Annotated in this window: 21 protein-coding genes; 10 read left to right on the top strand and 11 right to left on the bottom strand. The window is 64.6% G+C overall.

What is annotated here, in order from left to right:
- Positions 1-36 precede the first annotated feature (36 nt).
- Positions 37-2,115 carry an LTA synthase family protein gene (locus RT028_RS03280; protein ID WP_312932412.1) on the bottom strand — a complete coding sequence of 693 codons (2,079 nt, stop codon included), beginning with the start codon at positions 2,113-2,115 and terminating at the stop codon, positions 37-39.
- A gap of 311 nt (positions 2,116-2,426) precedes the next feature.
- The gene (locus RT028_RS03275) at positions 2,427-2,618 is read right to left on the bottom strand and encodes a PLD nuclease N-terminal domain-containing protein (RefSeq protein WP_312932410.1); all 192 of its coding nucleotides are present in this window, start codon (positions 2,616-2,618) and stop codon (positions 2,427-2,429) included.
- Between the two features lie 249 nt (positions 2,619-2,867).
- Between RT028_RS03275 and RT028_RS03270 the strand changes: the two genes are divergently transcribed.
- A complete protein-coding gene (locus RT028_RS03270; protein ID WP_312932408.1) occupies positions 2,868-3,806 on the top strand; it encodes a ZIP family metal transporter in 939 nt (312 codons plus the stop codon).
- Between the two features lie 334 nt (positions 3,807-4,140).
- On the opposite strand, the gene RT028_RS03265 is transcribed toward RT028_RS03270, so the two are convergent.
- The 3 genes from RT028_RS03265 to RT028_RS03255 are packed head-to-tail and all read right to left on the bottom strand — an operon-like array spanning position 4,141 to position 5,959.
- On the bottom strand, positions 4,141-4,662 hold the full coding sequence (locus tag RT028_RS03265) for a DUF2937 family protein (RefSeq protein ID WP_312932406.1): 522 nt from the start codon (positions 4,660-4,662) through the stop codon (positions 4,141-4,143).
- The gene (locus RT028_RS03260) at positions 4,653-5,447 is read right to left on the bottom strand and encodes a class II glutamine amidotransferase (RefSeq protein ID WP_312932404.1); all 795 of its coding nucleotides are present in this window, start codon (positions 5,445-5,447) and stop codon (positions 4,653-4,655) included. Before RT028_RS03260 ends, RT028_RS03265 begins: the two co-directional genes overlap by 10 nt.
- 14 nt (positions 5,448-5,461) lie before the next feature.
- Positions 5,462-5,959: an MFS transporter gene (locus RT028_RS03255; protein WP_312932402.1), complete on the bottom strand. Its 498-nt coding sequence runs from the start codon at positions 5,957-5,959 to the stop codon at positions 5,462-5,464.
- 130 nt (positions 5,960-6,089) lie between these two features.
- On the opposite strand from RT028_RS03255, the gene RT028_RS03250 reads away from it, so the two are divergent.
- A complete protein-coding gene (locus tag RT028_RS03250) occupies positions 6,090-8,159 on the top strand; it encodes a S9 family peptidase (protein WP_312932481.1) in 2,070 nt (689 codons plus the stop codon).
- A 127-nt stretch (positions 8,160-8,286) separates the two neighbouring features.
- Here the strand turns inward: RT028_RS03250 and RT028_RS03245 are convergent, their stop codons facing one another.
- A complete protein-coding gene (locus RT028_RS03245; RefSeq protein ID WP_312932400.1) occupies positions 8,287-8,562 on the bottom strand; it encodes a hypothetical protein in 276 nt (91 codons plus the stop codon).
- 134 nt (positions 8,563-8,696) lie between these two features.
- On the opposite strand from RT028_RS03245, the gene RT028_RS03240 reads away from it, so the two are divergent.
- Positions 8,697-9,065 carry a YajD family HNH nuclease gene (locus tag RT028_RS03240; RefSeq protein ID WP_312932398.1) on the top strand — a complete coding sequence of 123 codons (369 nt, stop codon included), beginning with the start codon at positions 8,697-8,699 and terminating at the stop codon, positions 9,063-9,065.
- 246 nt (positions 9,066-9,311) lie between these two features.
- Positions 9,312-9,638: a DUF2892 domain-containing protein gene (locus RT028_RS03235; RefSeq protein ID WP_312932396.1), complete on the top strand. Its 327-nt coding sequence runs from the start codon at positions 9,312-9,314 to the stop codon at positions 9,636-9,638.
- A 208-nt stretch (positions 9,639-9,846) separates the two neighbouring features.
- Here the strand turns inward: RT028_RS03235 and RT028_RS03230 are convergent, their stop codons facing one another.
- The 4 genes from RT028_RS03230 to rnd form a co-directional block, all read right to left on the bottom strand.
- A complete protein-coding gene (locus tag RT028_RS03230; RefSeq protein WP_312932394.1) occupies positions 9,847-10,296 on the bottom strand; it encodes a YcgN family cysteine cluster protein in 450 nt (149 codons plus the stop codon).
- Between the two features lie 205 nt (positions 10,297-10,501).
- Positions 10,502-11,434, bottom strand: coding sequence for a D-2-hydroxyacid dehydrogenase (locus tag RT028_RS03225; protein ID WP_312932392.1), 933 nt, complete (start codon positions 11,432-11,434; stop codon positions 10,502-10,504).
- A 241-nt stretch (positions 11,435-11,675) separates the two neighbouring features.
- Positions 11,676-11,969: a YcgL domain-containing protein gene (locus tag RT028_RS03220; protein ID WP_312932390.1), complete on the bottom strand. Its 294-nt coding sequence runs from the start codon at positions 11,967-11,969 to the stop codon at positions 11,676-11,678.
- Complete coding sequence (gene rnd, locus RT028_RS03215) at positions 11,966-13,099, bottom strand: ribonuclease D (protein ID WP_312932388.1); 1,134 nt, start codon at positions 13,097-13,099, stop codon at positions 11,966-11,968. Before rnd ends, RT028_RS03220 begins: the two co-directional genes overlap by 4 nt.
- A gap of 205 nt (positions 13,100-13,304) precedes the next feature.
- Here rnd and RT028_RS03210 point away from each other — a divergent pair, with 205 nt between their 5' ends.
- Positions 13,305-13,541, top strand: coding sequence for a YdcH family protein (locus RT028_RS03210; RefSeq protein WP_312932386.1), 237 nt, complete (start codon positions 13,305-13,307; stop codon positions 13,539-13,541).
- A 128-nt stretch (positions 13,542-13,669) separates the two neighbouring features.
- On the opposite strand, the gene RT028_RS03205 is transcribed toward RT028_RS03210, so the two are convergent.
- A complete protein-coding gene (locus tag RT028_RS03205) occupies positions 13,670-14,857 on the bottom strand; it encodes a trans-sulfuration enzyme family protein (protein WP_312932479.1) in 1,188 nt (395 codons plus the stop codon).
- 135 nt (positions 14,858-14,992) lie between these two features.
- Between RT028_RS03205 and RT028_RS03200 the strand changes: the two genes are divergently transcribed.
- The 5 genes from RT028_RS03200 (at position 14,993) to RT028_RS03180 (ending at position 19,574) form a co-directional block, all read left to right on the top strand.
- The gene (locus RT028_RS03200) at positions 14,993-15,451 is read left to right on the top strand and encodes an Lrp/AsnC family transcriptional regulator (protein WP_312932477.1); all 459 of its coding nucleotides are present in this window, start codon (positions 14,993-14,995) and stop codon (positions 15,449-15,451) included.
- 101 nt (positions 15,452-15,552) lie between these two features.
- Positions 15,553-16,590, top strand: coding sequence for a GTP 3',8-cyclase MoaA (moaA, locus tag RT028_RS03195; RefSeq protein ID WP_312932384.1), 1,038 nt, complete (start codon positions 15,553-15,555; stop codon positions 16,588-16,590).
- Positions 16,591-16,695: 105 nt separating this feature from the next.
- A complete protein-coding gene (locus tag RT028_RS03190; protein ID WP_312932382.1) occupies positions 16,696-17,577 on the top strand; it encodes a LysR family transcriptional regulator in 882 nt (293 codons plus the stop codon).
- A gap of 53 nt (positions 17,578-17,630) precedes the next feature.
- The gene (locus RT028_RS03185; RefSeq protein WP_312932380.1) at positions 17,631-18,920 is read left to right on the top strand and encodes a M18 family aminopeptidase; all 1,290 of its coding nucleotides are present in this window, start codon (positions 17,631-17,633) and stop codon (positions 18,918-18,920) included.
- Between the two features lie 108 nt (positions 18,921-19,028).
- Entirely contained in the window at positions 19,029-19,574 is a 546-nt protein-coding gene (locus tag RT028_RS03180; protein ID WP_312932378.1) for a lipocalin family protein, read from the top strand.
- Positions 19,575-19,898: the final 324 nt, after the last annotated feature.

Here is a 19,898-nt window from a genome sequence, read left to right as displayed (position 1 = left end):
CGTATGACGGGGCCGTGCGGGCCCCGTCATCGGGATTCACTGCGGTGTGCCGTGGACCACGCCGGCCGTGTTGTCGAGCAGGCTCTTGGTGGCGGTCTGGATGAACGCTTCCAGGGTCTTGAGCATCTGCGGCTGGTCCGGGCTCTCGATCAGCTCGCCCTTGGGCTCACGGCCCAGCTGGTAACGGTACATGCGCGGCGTCATGTCCTGCGACTCGATCAGCAGATGATCGCCGCGCAGCAGGCCTACCACCTGCTCGCTGCCCGACGGTTTGATCATGCCGATGCCTTGATCGCCTTCAGGCAGGTTGAGCAGGTCGCGGCCCCAGCACTGGTGACGGGTTTCACCGCCCAGGCGACCCATGATGGTCGGCACGATGTCGACCTGGGTGCCCACCGTGTGATCGACCTTGCCGAACTTCTCCTGAATGCCTGGCGCGATCAGCAGCAGCGGCACGTGGAACCGGCCGAGGTCGAACTCGGTGATCTGCTGGTTGTTGCCAAAGCCGTGGTCGCCAACGATCACGAACAGGGTTTCCTTGAAGTACGGCTCCTTGCGCGCCTTCTCGAAGAATTGCCCCAGCGCCCAGTCCGAATAGCGCATGGCGGTCAGGTGCTCGTCAAGACGACCCTGCCCGGTGACCGGTTCTACCGGCAGGTCCTTGGGCAGCGCGTAGGGGGTGTGGTTGGAGAGCGTTTGCAGCAGTGCATAGAACGGCTCCTTGCCCCCGCGTTTGGCGAGTTCTTCGGCGCCACGGTTGAACATGTCCTGGTCGGACACGCCCCAGGTGGGGTCGGAGAAGATCGGATCGACGAAGTCGTTACGGCCGATGAAGGTCGTCATGCCCTGGTTGCCGAAGAAGCCGGACTGGTTGTCCCAGGCAAAGTCACCGTTATAGACATAGACGTCGTCGTACTGGCGGGCGCTGAGCAGGGCCGGCAAGCCCGACAGCTTGTGGCCGCCTTCCGGCGTCTGCATCAGGTACTCGAACCCGGGCAGGTTGGGGAAGCAGGCCATGGTGGCGAACATGCCCTGGTGGGTGTGGGTGCCGTTGGAGAAGAAGCGATCGAAGAGCAGGCCTTCCTGGGCCAGCTTGTCGAAGTACGGCGTGATGTTGTGCGTGCTGCCCAGCGCACCGACCGAGTGGCCGGCGAAGCTTTCCATGAGGATCACCACGACGTTCTTGATCGGCAGGGTATTGGCCTGCGGCGGCACGAAGTCGCGGCGCACGGCGGCCTCGTCGGCATCGACCAGGGTGTCGTTGGCGGTCAGCAGCTGTTCACGCACGCTCTGCAGAGCGACCTGCGGGTCGAGGGTGGCTTTCCAGATGTTGGCGCGGTCTTCACCAAAGCGGCTCTTGGCAGCATCGATCAAGGTCAGCGTGCCGTTCAGGCCCAGCTGGTTGACGAAATTGGAATCGGTGGTGAACGCATCGCCCCAACGCATCGGCGGGCCCTGGCGCAGGGTGCCGCGGGCTGCGACCACGGCAACCAGCAGGATCACCATGAACACCGCCAGGCGGTTGTACCACGGCGTGGCGCGGCTCGCGCCGGTGGCGCCAGCGCCGCTGGCCTGCCCCCGGGTAAGCCGGTCTGCGCCCTTGAACAGCAGGCTCAGCAGCCAGGTGCCGAACAGCCAGGCGAGCAGGTAGCGCACCACGGGGAAGCCGTACCAGAGCATGCTCAGCACGGTCTTGGGGTCTTCCTTGACGTACTGGAAGACCAGACCGTTGAGGCGCTGGTGGAACTCGCGGTAGAAGTCCATCTCCATCAGGCCGAGGAACATCACCACGCTGGCGGTAAGGGTCAGCCAGGCGCGGAAAAAACCGCGCTGGGCCATGGCCCAGGTGCTGAGGGTCGCCAGCAGCAGCGGCACGCTGATGTAGGTGACCACGCGCAGGTCGAAACGAAGGCCGTTGAGAAAACCTTCGGCAACCGTGGCGTACGGTGTGTCACCGATCATGTCGCTGTTGTAGAGCAGCAGCGCCAGGCGCACCAGGCTCAACATCACCATGATGATCAGCGCACTGAGCAGGGTGTAGGCCAGGTGAGATTTCACGGTGGGGTTGAACGGAGCGCGCACGCCCCTTTGCTTCAAGGCATCCGGATAAGCCATGAACGAAGAAGTCCTAAAATGCGAGGTTGCGGAAAAGACCCAACGGGCGTGTGCAGCCAGCCACAGATGCCGGCGGCGGACCGAGGCGCCATTGTGCGGCGCGGATTTTCATTAATCCAGTGTGAAAATTATGTCACCTGAGCGTTGCTCATCTTGCCGATGTTGCGTCCGAAAGCTTCAGGCCACGGTTCGCAAGCCCCTTTCGGAGACGCAAAACGGGGCGTGCAACGCTCATGATTGCTCATGAGTGCTACACGCCCCGCTTCGCTGATGCGCTGACGGCGTTCCGCTGAACGCCGCGCAGGCCTGGGTCAGATGCGCGTATTGCCACGTGGGCCAGCGATGGCCCAGATGATCAGGCCCACGACAGGCAGGAACAGGATCAGCAGAATCCACAGGACCTTGGCAACACCGGACGCACCGCTCTTGACGACGTTGATGATTGCCCAGATGTCCAGGGCGAGGATGATCAGGCCAATCAGCCCATTGAAAGTCGAACCCATGTCACTGCTCCTGCATAGAGATATTGAAAAACCAGGCGCCGCGACCACACTGACTGCGCGCCTTACCTGAGTACGACCGCGCAAAGTGCCAGATGGCTCAATCCGCTTCGCTTGAGACTGGTTCGGGTGAATACTGCATCCCTCCTGACCCTAGCAGAGCAGGCTATCAGCGCCATAGAAGGGAATCCTTGGCCCGTACCGTCGGTCCATCATTAGACTCGCTTCACCTACCGCACGATGAGGTCCGCAATGCCCCCAGCCGACACCCCTGCCACGTACCCCGCCGCCCTGCTTACGGCCTGGCGCCACCAGGCGCGCAGCAGCCCGTGGCTCAGCGCCGGCCTGGGGGTGAGCTTGCTGGCGATCCTGATTCTGCTGGGCGCGAGCATCTACAACGCGATCAATGGTGAGCACGCCGACAACCTGCACCTGGCGCTGGTCGGCGGGCTGGCAGGGTTTGGTGCCACGGCGCTGGGCGCTGTGCTGGCGGTGATCCTGCGTGATGTCAGCAGCCGCAATCAGGACGTGATGCTCGGCTTCGCGGCGGGGATGATGCTGGCTGCCAGCTCTTTCTCGCTGATTCTGCCGGGCCTGGCGGCGGCCCGTGAGATCACCAGCAATGGCTCGGCCGCGGCCGCCATCGTGGTGGTGGGCATGGGCCTGGGCGTGCTGTTGATGCTGGGCCTTGACCGCTTCACCCCGCACGAGCACGAAAGCACCGGTCCGCTAGGCCCGGAGGCGGCGCGCATCAACCGCGTGTGGCTGTTTGTCCTGGCCATCACCCTGCATAACCTGCCAGAGGGCATGGCGATCGGCGTGAGCTTCACCAATGGCGACATGAGCGTGGGGCTGCCGCTGACCAGCGCCATTGCGATTCAGGACATTCCCGAAGGCCTGGCAGTGGCACTGGCGTTGCGCGCGACCGGGCTGTCGAGTCTGCGGGCAGCGTTGGTGGCGGTGGGCTCGGGCCTGATGGAGCCTTTGGGCGCAGTGATCGGCCTGGGCATTTCCACCGGCTTCGCGGCGGCCTACCCGATCAGCATGGGCCTGGCAGCAGGGGCGATGATCTTCGTGGTGTCCCACGAAGTGATTCCGGAAACCCACCGCAACGGCCACCAGACCTCGGCGACCATCGGCCTGATGGGCGGGTTCGCGGTGATGATGTTCCTGGATACGGCGCTGGGCTAAGTGGATGCCGGCCATCGCGGCTGACCGGAGCGCCGGACAGGCCGCTGCAACGGGATTGCGTGTTGCCTGAGGGTCACACGGTCCCTGCAGGAGCGAGCTTGCTCGCGATGGCCGGCAAAGCCGGCCCGATCCAGGCAGCGCGCAACAGCAGGTGAATGGGGATTGCAGCGTTGGGGCGGCCGCGCCGCCCATCGCGGCTGAAGCCGCTCCTACAGAGGCGTGTCGGGCTGGGGAAGTGCAGGAACGCGTGGTCGGAACGGCCGGTCCGGCGCTCCGGTTAGCCGCGATGGGCCGCGCAGCGGACCCAGTCGATGCCAGGCAAACAGCCCCACTCTCAGCGCCAGCTTTCCTTCACCGGCCGGCGCCGTGCGCTCAGGACCAGCCACCCCAGCCCACGCAGCAGGCTTTCCACCGCCAGCGCCAGCAATAGCCCCGCACCGATGCCCCAGCCGATGGCTTCGGGTACCAGCAGGATCTGATAGTTGTAACCCTTGAGGGTTTCTTCGCGCAGTTGCTCATCGGGCTGCACCAGGACATGCCAGGTGCGCACCCAGGCGTTGCCCTGGAGCGTCTGCCATTCGCTTTCCAGCGCCTGGTTGCGAATCAACAGGCTTTCGATGCTGTTGGCATCACTGTTGAACACTGGGTCATCGCTGCTGCGGTAGTGGCGCAGCAAGGCTTGCAGGTCGCCATTGAAGAAGCGCTCAGCGGTTTCCTTGAAGCCGCTGAGCGCCTCGCGCGATTCGAGCATGTGGGCTTCCACACGCTGGCTGTAGCTGGCGATGTAACCCGGCACCTGGATACCGGCCAACAGGGCCACGGTGAACAGCAGCAAGCGCAGGTAACTCAGGAACATGCCGGCACCTCCCCACTGCTGCCGTGCGCGGTGCACTCACCATGGCGCCACAAGGCCCATTGGCCGGGCTCGTAGCGATTCCAGGTTTCATTTTCCGTCAGCGCTTCGGTGGCGATCACGGTGACCACATCGTTGGGTGTGGTTTGCGTGAGGAAATCGACGATCAGGTCGACATCCTTCAGCCGCGCCGCGCCGAACGGGGCACGCCGGGTGATGTGCACCAACTTGGTGGAGCAGAAGCAGAACAGCCAGTCGCCGTTGCTCAACAGGCAGTTGAACACGCCCTGGCTGCGGTATTCGGCGCAGGCCTCGACCAGGACCGGCAGCAACTGCTCAACGGCAACGGGTTCGGGAAAGGCTTCGCGCACGCGGTTGAGCAGATCACAGAAGGCGGCTTCGCTGTCGGTGTCACCGACTGGCCGGTAGAAGGTCTTCTGCCCGCTGAAACCCTGCAACTGGCCATTGTGGGCAAAGCACCAGTTGCGCCCCCACAGTTCGCGCACGAACGGATGGGTGTTGGACAGGCAGACCTTGCCGACGTTGGCCTGGCGGATGTGGCCGATGACCACCTCGCTCTTGATCGGGTAGCGCTGCACCAGGTTGGCCACTTCCGACTCACTGCTTGCCGAAGGGTCCTGGAACAGGCGCAGGCCGCGGCCTTCATAGAAGCCGATGCCCCAGCCGTCGCGGTGCGGGCCGGTTCGCCCGCCACGCTGCATCAGCCCGGTAAAGCTGAACACGATGTCGGTGGGCACATTGGCGCTCATGCCGAGTAATTCACACATGCCCTGCCCTCCTGCTAGATCCTGGGTTCGACCCGGCCATTGAACGACGGCGCCGGTGCCGCTGGCGTACGCTCGCGGTAACGGTCGTTGAGGTCGGCCGCCATGGGCGCGGGTTCGAGCTGTTCATCTTCGACGCGGCGCCGCTCGGCAGCCGCTTCGGCCTGCTGGCGACGCGCACGTGCGCGGTTTTCCAGCGGCCAGCGCACCAGCACGAACACGGCGTAAAGCACGAAGGCAAAGAGGCCGTACATGGCCAGATCAGAGGCCGCGCGCCAGGCGTTGTTGCCCACCTTGAAGGCGAGATCCAGGGCACTGATGGCGATGGCGGGGGCGAAGCTGTCCTTGGCCGGGTCGACGATGGTCGGGCTGAGCAGCAGCACCGCCAGCACCACGCGCAACGGCTCGCGCAGCCAGCGCCACATCCAGCCCGTGAGCTTGAAGAAGACCAGCAGGCAGCCCAGTGCCGCGAAGGCGTACAGGCCCCAGGCGAGGAGGTAGTCGTGTTCGGTCATGGTGAGGATGCAAGCCAGGGGAAGAGTTGCCTATGATAACTGCTTTTCCGGGCGCAGGCGCCCCCCATGCCCGACAGCGCGACCGCTGCGTCGCGGCTGCCCCAGCCAAGAGAACCCTATGCCCGCAAGCATCCCGCCGCTGTCACCGCCTCTCGCCCAACAGCACGCCGGCGCCGACCCCTATGCCTGGCTGCAGGCGCGCGACACCCCTGAAGTCATGGCCTACCTGGAGGCCGAGAACCACTATCAGCAGGCCTGCCTGGCGCATCAGGCGCCGCTGCGCGATGCACTGTTCGAGCAGATCAAGGGGCGCATTCTCGAAACCGACCTGTCGCTGCCCTCGCCCTGGGGGCCGTACCTCTACTACACCCGCACCACGGCAGGCGACGAATATGCCCGGCACTACCGTTGCCCGCGTCCGGCAGATGGCAGCAACCAGGCGGACGAACAGGCCGAAACCCTGCTGCTCGACCCCAACGCCCTGGCCGCCGGCGGTTTCCTCTCGCTGGGCGCCTTCAGCATCAGCCCTGACCACCAGCGCCTGGCCTACAGCCTCGACACCAGCGGTGACGAAGACTACGCGCTGTACGTGAAAGACCTGGCCAGCGGCGCCGTCACGGCGCTGCCGTTCGACGACTGCGACGGCAGCATGACCTGGGCCAATGACAGCCAGACGCTGTTCTTCGGCGAGCTCGACGAGACCCACCGCCCCTGGCGCCTGCGCCGCTACACCCTGGGCGATACCGACGCGCCCACCGTGTTCGAGGAGCCCGATGGCCGCGTCTTCCTGCATTGCTACCGCACCAGCTCCGAACAGCAGCTGGTCCTGCTGCTCAACAGCAAGACCACCTGCGAAGCCTGGGTGCTTGACGCCAACACCCCTCTGGCCGACTTCACCTGCCTGGCACCGCGCCAAGAAGGCCATGAGTACTTCCCCGACCATGGCATGCTCGAAGGCCAGTGGCGCTGGTTCATCCGCAGCAACCAGGACGGCATCAACTTCGCCCTCTATCAGGCACCCGCCGAGCACGTGCCGCGCCCTGACCAGTGGCAGCTGCTGGTGCCGCGCCCTGACCAGTGGCAGCTGCTGGTGCCGCACCGTGACGCCGTCATGCTCGAAGACCTCAGCCTCAACGCCAGCGCTTTCACCCTGAGCCTGCGTGAAGGTGGCCTGCCGATCATCGAAGTGCACCCCGAAGGCCAGCCGGCCTACCGCGTGCAGTTGCCGGATGCGGCCTACAGCCTGTACGTGCAAGACAGTCTGGAATTCACCAGCCCCTGCGTTCGTCTGCGCTATGAGGCCCTGAACCGCCCGGCCCAGGTGCGGCAACTGGCGCTGGCCACGGGCGCGCAGACCGTGCTCAAGCAGACCCCGGTGCTGGGCACGTTCGATGCTGACGACTACGTCAGCGAGCGCCTCTGGGCCACCGCCCCCGACGGCACGCAGGTGCCCATCAGCCTGGTCCGCCGTCGCGCGGACCACGGCAGGTCGGTGCCGCTCTATCTGTACGGCTACGGCGCTTACGGGGAAAGCCTCGATCCGTGGTTCTCCCACGCCCGCCTGAGCCTGCTCGAACGCGGCGTGGCCTTTGCCATCGCCCACGTGCGTGGCGGTGGCGAACTGGGCGAGGCCTGGTACCGCGCCGGCAAGCAGGCGCACAAGCAGAACACCTTCGATGACTTCATCGCCTGCGCCGAGCACCTGATCAACACCGGCGTGACCACGGCCGAGCGCCTGGCGATCAGCGGCGGCAGCGCCGGTGGGCTGCTGATCGGCGCCGTGCTCAACCTGCGCCCCGAGCTGTTTCGCTGCGCGATCGCCGAGGTGCCGTTCGTCGATGTGCTGAACACCATGCTCGACCCCGACCTGCCACTGACCGTCACCGAGTACGACGAATGGGGCAATCCGCAAGAGCCCGAGGTCTACGCGCGGATCAAGGCCTACGCGCCCTACGAGAACGTCAAGGCGCAGGCGTATCCGGCGTTGCTGGTGGTGGCCGGCTACAACGACAGCCGTGTGCAGTACTGGGAGGCTGCCAAATGGGTCGCGCGTTTGCGCACGCACAAGACCGATGACAATTTGCTGCTGCTCAAGACTGAAATGGGCGCCGGGCATGGCGGCATGAGCGGGCGTTACCAGGGGCTGCGCGATGTCGCGCTGGAATATGGGTTCGTGCTGGAAAGTCTGGGCGTGGTGTAAACCGGGTATAGGCCGGGTACCGGTCGCGGCGCGGCAAGGTCGGACACGAAGAGGCGTCGGCATTCAGCCAGGCCTTGACCTCAATCCACGGCCCTCAGGACGAACGAGCAGCCACCGCGCCCGCTGGCTAGCGCCGAACCGGCACGCTCACCGGTGGCGTTTGCGCAGGCTTGGGCAGGGGCTGGTCCTTGGGTGGACCAGGATGCGGGATCGGCGGCAGCATCGGGCCACCGGGTGCCCCGTCACCGGCCTTGGGCGGGTTGCTCGGGGTGATCTGCGGATACGGCGATGGCGTCGCCGTACCCGGCGCGCCGGGCACGCTTACCGGAGCCTGGGGGAGCGGCGTTGCCGCCTCGGCCAGGGAGAGACCGGCCAGCAGGCCGACGGCAAGAATGGCGTACATGGCCAACCTCCTATCAGAAATCTGTCTACAGGCTACCTGCAAGTGATGTATCGCGCCTGTCCGGCGTGTCGCCAGGCAGGCTAGACTTCACCGCATAACCGTCATCCGCCTGATCAGAAAACAAAGGTACCACCATGAGCTCGGCCTCCACCTCTGCCGCCACCGCGCGGCTCGACCGCATTCTTGCCGACGCCAAGCGCGACAAGGACATGGGCTATCGCGACAAGGCCCTGAGAATGTATCCCCACGTCTGTGGTCGCTGCGCCCGTGAGTTCGCCGGCAAGCGCCTGTCCGAACTGACCGTGCACCATCGCGACCACAACCACGACAACAACCCCCAGGACGGCTCGAACTGGGAGCTGCTGTGTCTGTATTGCCACGACAACGAACACTCGCGCTACACCGACCAGCAGTATTTCAGTGACGGCTCCCTGAGTTCGCCCACCACCGCCAAGGCCACGCACAATCCCTTCGCCGCGTTGGGTGACCTTCTGAAAAAGTAGCGCGCGCAAGCGCCGTCAACCTGCGCGCCAGTCGATTGCTGCACGCTTTGCATGGCGCGGCAGTTCAGACAGGTGGCCCACTCGCTGCCTGCCTGCGTTTGCCTGGCGCATCGTTGTAAAGCGGTGCCGCCTGCCTCTCGGAACGCCGCGACCGTCACATTCAGCGTGAGCCATCTGCCACATCGGCTGAACGCTTCCCCTGCTGTGGCGGTCAGCTCGTATACCCCCTTTCAGGAGATCTTCCCAATGAGCGACAACCATTCGAACGACAAGAACGTCCAAGGTATCGAGCGCTTCGCCTCGCTGGCTGGCGGCGTGGTCATGATCGGCAGAGGCTTGAGCAAAGGTGGCTTCCTCGGCCTGGTGCATGTCGCAGTCGGCGGCCTGGCACTGGCACGTGGCGTCAAGGGCCACTGCGCGGCCAAGAGCTTCTTCGAAGAGCACCGCTCCGAGTACGACCGTCTGCGCTCGGGCCTGGAGCACGATTCCGCCGAGCTGGTCAAACTCAAGGCCAGCGCGGATGCCGCGACGCGCGGTGTGACCGTGACCGGCAAAGACCCTATCGCCGGCTGAGGCTTTGAAGCACTGCACGCGCACGGCTCGGCGCAAGGCGCGGGGCTGCTCGCGTGACGTGGGCTGCGACGCAGCTGAGGATCCCTGGCCGCGGTGCCGGATCGGGCCCCTTTGGATCGACGCGCGAGACCTTGGCAGCCCTGCGGGGTGCTGATTGCGCGGGCTGCCAAAACGATTGACTCCGGCGCGCGCCTGCCGGAGCGGCCGCTCAGCCAGCACGGAAGATCAGATGGTCTTCCCAGTCGTCCTCGTTCACCTCGTTTTCGCTGAGCATGCGCCCGGCGTAAGAGATACGTTGCTCGTGAACCTGGCTGCGATCTCCGCACACCAGTGGGTGCCAGGTGGGCAGGTCTTGCCCCTCGCTAACCAGGCGGTAGCCGCAGGTGCTCGGCAGCCATTTGAACTGATCGGCCTTGCCGGGGGTGAGCTGGATGCAGTCGGGCACAGCCTTGAAACGGCTGGGGTAGTCGCTGCACTGGCAGGTGTTCAGATCGAGCAGCTTGCAGGCGATGCGCGTGTAGTAGATGCCACCATCGTCTTCGTCTTCGAGCTTCTGCAGGCAGCACAGCCCGCAGCCGTCGCACAGCGATTCCCATTCGCCGGGGCTCAGTTGTTCGAGGGTCTTGCGCCGCCAGAAGGGCGCGCTTTCAGCGTTCATGACTCAGTGTTCCTGCAGTGGAGGTGGCGCCGTTGGACGCGGCGGCGCCAGTCTAGGGCGTGGCCCGGCGCATTGCCAGGCCGTTTGTCAGCGGCGGTTGTACGCGCTGGCGTGTAGCGCAGGTCTGCCGTTCAGTGCGCTGGCGGCAGACGGTAACGTGGGCGCCTGAGCCGTCGGTCGGCCATGGCAACGCGTACGCCGCAGCTCAATAACCGCGCTGAAAATTCACCTCACCGCGCAAGCCCTGCCCCGCTTGATACGCCTGCAGGTTATGCAGAAAAAGCTCGACCATTGCTGCCGGCGAAGTCGGTGCCGAGCTGTGGCCTGTCAGGATCAGCCCTGGCGCGTGCCAGAACGCATGCTCGGTCGGCAGAGGCTCCTCGCGGCAGACGTCGATCACCGCGCCCGCCAAGTGTCCGCACTCCAGGGCCTGCACCAGATCGGCATCGACCACCGCCACACCTCGTCCGGCATTGATGAACAGTGCGCCGGGCTTGAACCTGGCCAGTAGCTCAGCGTTGTACAGGTCATGAGTGGCCGGCGTGTCAGGCAACAGGTTGATCACGTAATCGGCCTGCGTCACCTGCTGCGCCAGTGCGCTCACGCCACTCACTTCAATGAAGGGCGCCTGGCTGCGAGCCTGGCTGGCGATGCCGCGCACCTGCACACCAAAGCTGACCAGGTACTCGGCCACCCGCTGGCCAATCTCGCCGCAGCCGACGATCAGCACGTCACGACCCGCCAGGCTCAGGCCAGGGCGCCCGTCCCAGCGACGCTGGACCTGGTTCATCATGCGAGACACCACGTGACGTTCGTGACTGAGCAGATACGTCAGCACGTACTCGGCCATGACCTGGCCGAATATGCCGACCGCGCGCGTGAGCAGGTAATCACGCGGCAGGTCAGGCGCCAACAGGGGCGTGACGCCCGCCCAGGTGGACTGCAACCAGGCAGGTTTGAACCCCTGACGCAACAGGTCGGCCAACAGATCCGGCTCGCCGAGCCAGACAGACGCCTGCCCGGCCATCGCTCGCAGCTCGGTGGGGTCGCTGCTGGCGAACACCTCTAGCTGAGGGTGCTGTTCGGCGAGCAGGCGGGTATAGACGGGATGATGGTGTTCTGCGATCACTACCTGCATGGCAAGCAAGCTCCTGACGGGGCAGCGTGCCCGGCGCTGGCGCCCGGCACGACGCTGGAAGGAAGGCGACCCTCTGACTCATGCCAGGCAGTTCATTCGGGTCGTAATCGTTGGGGCTGACCGGAGCGCCAGACCGGCCGCCCCCACACAGTTCGCGCACATCTGTGGGCCGATCCGGCGTTCCGGTCAGCCGCGATGGGCTGCAAAGCGGCCCCAATCGTTCAACTGACTGGCAACGCCCTCAGACCGGATCGTTACGGCGCAGCAGTTCTTCGGGCAGGTGTTCGATGTACTCATCTTCAGCCGGCGGCATCTGCAGGTGGTAGCCCTGTTCTTCGAGGTTGGCAAGCACCTTGTGGATGTCCTCACGGGCCAGCGTGCGCTCCGGGCTCAGGACTAGGTCGAAGGCGTGCCTGGGCGTGCCAAACGCCGGCAGCAGACCTTCAGGCACGCGCTCCAGGCCATCGGCCTTGAGTACATAAAGGTACATCTCGTTCTTGCGCGGGCTCTTGTAGATCGAGCAGATACGTTTCATGCAGATTCTCCGCTGCTCGCCAGATCGTCGAGCAGTGCTTGCCCCATGCGTTCACGGCGCCAGCCGCGCAGCGAGTCGGGCAATTGATAAGGGCCGCTGGGGTAACCGCTCTTGAGGAGAGCTTCCAGGGTTTTCTTGCGCAACATCAGCTCGGGGGCGATGCCCAGCCGCTCGCCCTCGGCCTGGCCGATGCTGCGCAAACGCTTGAGAATGCCCGAGGCTTCGATGGGCAAGGGTTCCGGCAGGGACGCTGGCCAGTCTTCGGACGGCACGCTGGCGGCTTGCTTGAGCAATTTCAGCAGCGTATCGCCATCCTGACGCAGGGTGCGCGGGTGGATATCGTCGATCTTGGCCAGCGCGGCCAGCGTCTCCGGCTGGCTCTTGGCCATGGGCCACAAGGACTGTTCACGCAGAATGCGACTGCGCGGCACATCACGCGCTCGCGCCTCGCGCTCACGCCAGGCGCACAGCTCGCGCAGCACCGCCAGTTGCTGACGTGACAGTTTCCAGGCCAGCTTCACATCGCGGAACAGGGTGAGTGGCGACACCTCGCGGCGCATCTGCGCCACCAGCTCGGCGCCATCTTCGAGCACCCAGGCGTATTTGTCGTCGAGCAGGCGCGGGCGCAATGCAGCGAACAGCTCGGCCAGGTGCACGGCGTCTTCGGCGGCGTAGCTCACCTGGGTGTCGGACAACGGCCGCTGCAGCCAGTCCGAACGGGTCTCGCCTTTGGGCAGGTCAATGCCAAGCACGTCCTGCACAAGTCGCGAGTAGCCCATGGAGAAGCCGATGTTCAGGTAACCGGCGGCCAGTTGCGTGTCGAACAGCGGTTGCGGCAGCTTGCCAGTCAGGCGCAGCAGCACTTCGAGGTCTTCGCTGCAGGCATGCAGCACCTTGACCACCTGGCTGTCTTCGAGCAGCGCGCCCAAGGGCGCCCAGTCACGGATCAACAGCGGATCGATGAGAAAGGCGCGTTGACCATCGCCGATCTGGATCAGGCCAGCCTTGGGATAGAAGGTGTCGACCCGCATGAATTCGGTGTCGACGGCCACGAAAGGCAGTTCGTGCCAGTGCCGGCAGTGCTCGGCCAAGCTCTGGTCGTCACGGATCCAGTGTATTTCTATGGCCACAAGGCTCTCCCACAAACAGTGGCGCGCAGTATATACGGCGCAGGCGCTGCGCGCGAAACGCAGGCGATGCCGGGCGCGCATGGAGGGTGGTAACAATGTCTGGCCATTCACCGCGCCAAGCGTGCCGTCGAGGGGTCGCAGCCGGCGGCGACAAGGGCTATCCTCAGGGCCTCAGTCATTACGCCCAACCGACCGAGGTGAAGAAATGCCAGTTCCGCACGATCTGCTCGCTGACCTGAACATGAGCACCGACGCCTTCCAGGCCCTGATAGACCAAAACCCCGACCTGCATGCACTGCACAAGGATTACAACGCCAAGGACAAACAGGTGCTCAACGCCGAACACAACGGCACCGGCGATGACACGATCAACACGCTGCGCAAGGAGCGGCTGCTGATCAAGGACAAGATCGAGCGTATCGTTCACCAGCCCAAGGCGTGAGCCGTCCCTTGTGAGTCTCGCGGGCCGCTGACGCTTCGGCGGCCCGCACATGGGCCGATCTTCAGCGGCTAGCCTTGGACGCCTGGCCTTGTACGGTCGCCGCCCACCGCGGCACGACGCTCCAGCCCCTAAGGCGCTAACTCGCCCAGCGCGGCCAGGCCTGCCTCCAGATCCTCGATCAGATCGCGGTGATCCTCCACCCCTACTGACAACCGCAGCAGGTTCTCGCTGATGCCCATCGCGCCCTTCTGTTCGGCGCTGAGTGAGCAATGCGACATGCTCCAGGAGTGATTGAGCATGCTTTCGACCCCGCCCAGGGAGTCGGCCAGCACGAACAACTGCAAAGCCTCTACCAAGCGATTCATGCCCGCGCGATCGCCTTTGACCTTCATTGCCACCACCGCCCCGCCGCTGCGCATCTGCCGTTGGCACAGGGCGAACTGCGGATGGCTTTCCAGGCCTGGGTAATACACCTGTTCAACCTGCGGGTGGTGCTCCAGAAAGCGCGCCACGTGCAAGGCGTTGGCGCACTGACGCTCCATGCGCACATCGAGCGTCTTCAGCCCGCGCAAGGCCAGGTAGCAGTCGAACGGCCCCTGCACCGCGCCGATGGCCATGCTGATCCGCCGCAGACGCTTGAGCAGCGCCTCGCTGCCAGCCACCACGATGCCGCCGGTGAGGTCGGAATGGCCGCCGATGTATTTGCTCGCCGAATGCATCACCAGGTCCACGCCCAAGGTAAGCGGGCGCTGGTTCCACGGGGAGCAGAAGGTGTTGTCGATGCAGGTGAGGATGCCGCGCGTCTGTGCCAGGTCGCACAAGGCCTTGATGTCGACCAGTTGCAGCAAGGGATTGGTCGGCGATTCAATCCAGATCAGTTGAGTCTCGGGGCGAATCGCTGCGCTGACAGCGCCGAGGTCGTTGAGGTCGACATAGGTGGTGGTCAGCCCTGACGTGTGGCTGCGAAAGTCTTCGAGGATGCGAAACGTGCCGCCATACACGCCGTTCATCACGATCACGTGGGCGTCCTTGGGCAGCAGCTCCAGCACGGTGGCTGTGGCATTCACGCCCGATGCGCAGGCGACCGCACCGACGCCCTCCTCCAGGGCCGCCACGGCGCTCTCGTAGGCATCGCGGGTGGGGTTGGCGACGCGGCTGTAGGCGTACGCGGGCGAGTCATCGAGGCTGCGCTTGGTGAAGCTGCTGGCGGTGAAGATCGGTGGGAAGATGGCATTGTCGGCGGCGCGGTAGTGCTCGCCGGCATGCAGGGTACGGGTGGCGAAATGGCGAGGTTTGTCAGACATGATCAAGGCCACTGGCAGGGAAAGACCGTCACTATGGCATAACCGCATCCGCCCGCCACGGGGACGCGCAAGGACGTGCATTTTGCCCCTGATGCCGTAGTCTTGGACGTTTCCCCCACCGCCAGCTATGACCCGGACCGCACCGCCATGGACAGCTTCGATCAGCACATTCTCACCCTGCTCCAACGCGATGCCTCGATGTCGCTCAAGGACCTCGCAGAAGCCGTCAACCTGTCGACTACCCCGTGCTGGAAACGGGTCAAGCGCCTGGAAGAAGACGGCTACATCCGCAGCCGGGTGGCACTGCTCGACCCGGAACGCCTGGGCCTTGGCCTGACGGTTTTCGTCCAGCTGAAAACCCAACACCACGACAGCCTGTGGCTGGACGCCTTCGCGGCCAAGGTGACGGCATTCGAGGAGGTCATGGAGTGCTATCGCATGGCCGGGGACTGGGACTACCTGCTGCGTGTGGTGGTGGCCGACATTGGCACGTATGACCGCTTCTACAAAAAACTGATCAATTGCACCGAGGGGCTCTCTAACGTCACCTCGAGCTTTGCCATGGAACAGATGAAATACACCACCGCCTACCCCGTCCGTCGCTGAAACACAGGCCGGTGGCGCACGATAGACAGGGCTGATCATCTGGTCGGCCAAAGCGATTTGACGCGGCTTGGCGCAGGTTATAGCGTGGAGCTCAACGCGGCATGAGAATCCCGCTCCACTCGTTCAACCCAGGCGCAGACGTGACCCAGCCAGCTCTGATCGACGGCTTCAATCGCAAGATCGACTACCTGCGGATGTCAGTGACCGACCGTTGCGATTTCCGCTGCGTGTATTGCATGGCTGAAGACATGCAGTTCCTGCCTCGCCAGCAGATCCTCACCCTCGAAGAGTTGTATCAGGTTGCAGAGCGTTTCGTGGCCCTGGGCACGCGCAAGATTCGCCTCACCGGCGGCGAGCCCCTGGTACGCCAAGGCATCGTCGGCTTGTGCCAGAGCATTGCTGCCCTGCCGGGTCTGCGCGAACTGTGCCTGACCAGCAACGGCTCACAGCTCGGTCGCCTGGCCCAACCGCTGTTCGATGCCGGTGTCACCCGCCTCAACATCAGCCTCGACAGCCTCGACCCCGAGCGCTTCCGCCAGCTCACCCGCACCGGTGACCTGGCCCAGGTGATCGCCGGCATCGATGCCGCACGGGCGGCTGGCTTTCGCCGCACCAAGCTCAACGCGGTGGTGCTCAAGGGCCGCAACGACCATGAAGTGGTCGATCTGGTGCGCTTCGCCATCGAGCGCGAGCTGGACATCTCCTTCATCGAAGAAATGCCGCTGGGCGTGATCAACGAGCATGAACGCGGCGAATCCTTCTGCTCCAGCGATGAGGTGCGCGCGCGCCTGGCCGAGCACTTCACCCTGGTCGAGTCGGCTGAATCCTCTGCCGGGCCTGCCCGCTACTGGCGCCTGGCCGAGGCGCCGCAGACCCGGGTAGGCTTCATCTCGCCGCACAGCCACAATTTCTGCGCCACTTGCAACCGCGTACGACTCACCGTTGAAGGTCGCCTGCTGCTGTGCCTGGGCAATGAACACTCGATGGACCTCAAGCAGGTCTTGCGCGCCCACCCTGGCGACAGCGCCCGGCTGGAAAAGGCCATTCGCGAAGCGGTGCACCTCAAGCCTTACCGCCACCATTTCGAAGTGGGCGGCGATGTGCAGATCGTGCGCTTCATGAACATGACCGGCGGCTGAAGCCGTCGACCGCCCACACCCCTTGATCGATCGCCTCTATTAATCGATAGCGAGCCGCGTCGGACTTGGTTAAGGTCGAGCGCTTATGCATGCGCAGGCTTTCTCATGGACATCAAGCAGCTCAAGTTCCTCATCGCGCTCGACCAGACCCGGCATTTCGGTCAGGCGGCGGCGCTGTGCCATGTCACACAACCCACGCTGTCGATGCGCCTGCGCAACCTTGAAGACGAGCTGGAGCTGACCCTGGTCAAGCGTGGCCAGCGCTTCGAGGGCTTCACCGAGGCCGGCGAGCGCATTCTCGCATGGGCGCGTACGCTGATGGCCGCCCACGACGGCCTGAACGCCGAAGCCGCCAATTGCCGCGGCCAGGTGGTGGGCAGCCTGCGTCTGGGCTCGGTGCCGCTGGCCAGTTTCAACCCCATGGCGCTGCTGCTGCCACTGCGCAAGCAGCACCCCGGGCTGCAGTTTCAGCTGTCTTCGCTGAGCTCCGAACAGATCATCGACGGCCTGAGCCGTAACCAGCTGGACCTGGGCATCTGCTACCTCGACCAGGTCGACACCCACTATTTTGAAGTCATCGAACTGGGCGTCACCTGCATGGGCCTGCTGTACGACACGCGACACTTTCAGTTCGACGGCCCGTTGCAGTGGGACGCCCTTGCCGGTGTTCCCCTGGGCTTGCCGAGCCGGGGCATGCACTACCGTCAGTCGTTGGACCTGAGCCTGCGCAGCCGTGGCCTGACGCCCAACACCGTGCTGGAAAGCGATTCCACCTTTCAGCTCATCCAGGCCATTGCGTGCGGCCTGTGCTGCGCGGTGATGCCGCTGGAGTTCGGCCTCGAAGACCTGGGCAAGCACCTGCGCATCCTGCCCCTGACCGATGCCCGGATTCGTGGCCAGGTCGGCATCGTGATGCGTCGCAGCGAACCCCGTTCGGTGATTGCCGAGCAGTGTTTCGCCCAGGCGCAGAAACTCTTCGCGGCCTGATCGAACCGTTACAAACTGCGTTAAACTCGCGCCTCTGCTGTCTGGAGTGACCTATGCGCGACGCCCTCAATAACGGCCTGATCGATTTCCTCAAGGCCTCCCCTACCCCGTTCCACGCCACCGCGAGCCTGGCCCAGCGCCTGGAAGCGGCGGGTTATCAACGCCTGGACGAGCGCGACAGTTGGGCCACGGTGCCTGGCGGGCGCTACTACGTCACCCGCAACGATTCGTCCCTGATCGCCATCAGCCTGGGCAAGCAGGCGCCTTTGCAGGGCGGCATCCGCATGGTCGGCGCGCACACCGACAGCCCGTGCCTGCGGGTCAAGCCGCAGCCTGAGCTGCAGCGCCAAGGCTTCCTGCAACTGGGCGTGGAAGTGTATGGCGGCGCGCTGCTGGCACCCTGGTTCGACCGCGACCTGTCGCTGGCCGGGCGTGTCACCTTCCGCCGCGACGGCAAGGTCGAGAGCCAGCTGATCGACTTCACCCTGCCGATCGCGATCATTCCCAACCTGGCGATTCACCTCAACCGCGGCGCCAACGACGGCTGGACCATCAACCCGCAAACCGAGCTGCCGCCGATCCTGGCCCAGGTAGCCGGTGACGAGCGCATCGACTTCCGTGCCCTGCTCACCGAGCAACTGGCCCGCGAGCACGAACTGATCGCCGACGTGGTGCTCGACTACGAGCTGAGCTTCTACGACACCCAGGGCGCTGCACTGATCGGCCTGAACGCTGACTTCATTGCCGCTGCCCGCCTGGACAACCTGCTGTCGTGCTACGCCGGCCTGCAGGCGCTGCTGGCCGCGGACAGCGAGCAGACCTGCGTGCTGGTCTGCACCGACCACGAGGAAATCGGCTCGGCCTCGGCCTGCGGCGCCGACGGCCCGATGCTCGAACAGACCCTGCAGCGCCTGATCGGCAACCACGATGACTACGTGCGCACGATCCAGCGCTCGCTGATGATCTCGGCCGACAACGCCCACGGCGTGCACCCCAACTACGCCGACAAGCACGACGGCAACCATGGGCCCAAGCTCAACGCCGGCCCGGTGATCAAGGTCAACAGCAACCAGCGTTACGCCACCAACAGCGAAACGGCGGGCTTCTTCCGCCACCTGTGCATGGCCGAAGAAGTGCCGGTGCAGAGCTTCGTGGTGCGCAGCGACATGGGTTGCGGCTCCACCATCGGCCCGATCACCGCCAGCCACCTGGGCGTGCGCACCGTCGACATCGGCCTGCCGACCTTCGCCATGCACTCGATCCGCGAGCTGTGCGGCAGCCATGACCTGGCCCATCTGGTGAAGGTCCTGACCGCCTTCTACGGCAGCGTCGAGCTGTCCTGAAGCGCTTTGCCACGCCGTTGCATTCAACTTTTTGCAACGCGTGGCATCCAAATCCCAGGTGCCGCTGTGCGAGGTTCGCCAGCGGCCTTCGTTTTTCTGGGAGGACTCATGAAGACCCGTACCCTGCTTACCCTCGGCTGCATTGCCGTCGCCCTCGTTGCCTGCAGCACGCAAAACAAGCGCTCGAGCCCGCCGCCAGCCACCATGCCGGTTGATCTGGAACGCTACCAAGGCACCTGGTACGAGCTGGCCCGGCTGCCGATGTTCTTCCAACGCAAGTGCGTGCAGTCCGAAGCGCATTACGGCCTGCGCCAGGATGGCCGCATCGACGTACTCAACCGCTGCCGCGACAAAGACGGCGACGTGAGCCAGGTCAACGGCATCGCCGAGCCGCAGGTGGCGGGCCGTACCGACAAACTCTGGGTGCGTTTCGACAACTGGTTCAGCCGTCTGGCCCCGGACCTGACCAAGGGCCACTACTGGGTGCTGTACCACGACGCCGACTACAACGTGGCCCTGGTGGGTGATCCGCAGCGCAAGTACCTGTGGCTGCTGTCACGCACGCCCGAGGTGAGCCAGGCGACCACGGATCAGTTGCTGAAGGTTGCGCATGAGCGTGGCTATGACACGTCGGCGCTGATCTGGCGCAAGTGAACGGAGGCTCGCCAAATGTCGAGACGTTCGGTGGTGAAATAGCCTGATGGGGCCACCCCTCTAAAGAGATATTCTGCCGCCTTATCGTGAGGGTGCGGCAGGTGTCGAGCGGGTGACTTATCGAGAACGTCAATGCCGGTCAGCAAAGTGATTAGGGCCGCTTCGCGCCCCATCGCGGCTAAAGCCGCTCCAACAAGGTTTTGCGCACTCTGTGGGAGCCAACTGTCTTTGACGAAGCGCTGACAAGCGGTCGGATCAGGCCTTTGTTGAAAGCAATGCGGTCCATGTGGGAGCGGCTTTAGCCGCGATGAGTCACTCTGGTGC

The sequence above is a fragment of the Pseudomonas sp. genome (assembly GCF_032058845.1).
Taxonomy (GTDB): domain Bacteria; phylum Pseudomonadota; class Gammaproteobacteria; order Pseudomonadales; family Pseudomonadaceae; genus Aquipseudomonas.
The sequence above is the reverse complement of the archived record's forward strand: the minus strand, read 5'-3'. Positions and strand labels throughout refer to the sequence as shown.

Bases quoted from the DNA above. Each gene is read 5' to 3' on its own strand.
- RT028_RS03280 (WP_312932412.1), bottom strand. From the start codon at position 2,115: ATGGCTTATCCGGATGCCTTGAAGCAAAGGGGCGTGCGCGCTCCGTTC.
- RT028_RS03275 (WP_312932410.1), bottom strand. From the start codon at position 2,618: ATGGGTTCGACTTTCAATGGGCTGATTGGCCTGATCATCCTCGCCCTG.
- RT028_RS03270 (WP_312932408.1), top strand. From the start codon at position 2,868: ATGCCCCCAGCCGACACCCCTGCCACGTACCCCGCCGCCCTGCTTACG.
- RT028_RS03265 (WP_312932406.1), bottom strand. From the start codon at position 4,662: ATGTTCCTGAGTTACCTGCGCTTGCTGCTGTTCACCGTGGCCCTGTTG.
- RT028_RS03260 (WP_312932404.1), bottom strand. From the start codon at position 5,447: ATGTGTGAATTACTCGGCATGAGCGCCAATGTGCCCACCGACATCGTG.
- RT028_RS03255 (WP_312932402.1), bottom strand. From the start codon at position 5,959: ATGACCGAACACGACTACCTCCTCGCCTGGGGCCTGTACGCCTTCGCG.
- RT028_RS03245 (WP_312932400.1), bottom strand. From the start codon at position 8,562: ATGTACGCCATTCTTGCCGTCGGCCTGCTGGCCGGTCTCTCCCTGGCC.
- RT028_RS03240 (WP_312932398.1), top strand. From the start codon at position 8,697: ATGAGCTCGGCCTCCACCTCTGCCGCCACCGCGCGGCTCGACCGCATT.
- RT028_RS03235 (WP_312932396.1), top strand. From the start codon at position 9,312: ATGAGCGACAACCATTCGAACGACAAGAACGTCCAAGGTATCGAGCGC.
- RT028_RS03230 (WP_312932394.1), bottom strand. From the start codon at position 10,296: ATGAACGCTGAAAGCGCGCCCTTCTGGCGGCGCAAGACCCTCGAACAA.
- RT028_RS03225 (WP_312932392.1), bottom strand. From the start codon at position 11,434: ATGCAGGTAGTGATCGCAGAACACCATCATCCCGTCTATACCCGCCTG.
- RT028_RS03220 (WP_312932390.1), bottom strand. From the start codon at position 11,969: ATGAAACGTATCTGCTCGATCTACAAGAGCCCGCGCAAGAACGAGATG.
- RT028_RS03210 (WP_312932386.1), top strand. From the start codon at position 13,305: ATGCCAGTTCCGCACGATCTGCTCGCTGACCTGAACATGAGCACCGAC.
- RT028_RS03200 (WP_312932477.1), top strand. From the start codon at position 14,993: ATGGACAGCTTCGATCAGCACATTCTCACCCTGCTCCAACGCGATGCC.
- moaA (WP_312932384.1), top strand. From the start codon at position 15,553: ATGAGAATCCCGCTCCACTCGTTCAACCCAGGCGCAGACGTGACCCAG.
- RT028_RS03190 (WP_312932382.1), top strand. From the start codon at position 16,696: ATGGACATCAAGCAGCTCAAGTTCCTCATCGCGCTCGACCAGACCCGG.
- RT028_RS03185 (WP_312932380.1), top strand. From the start codon at position 17,631: ATGCGCGACGCCCTCAATAACGGCCTGATCGATTTCCTCAAGGCCTCC.
- RT028_RS03180 (WP_312932378.1), top strand. From the start codon at position 19,029: ATGAAGACCCGTACCCTGCTTACCCTCGGCTGCATTGCCGTCGCCCTC.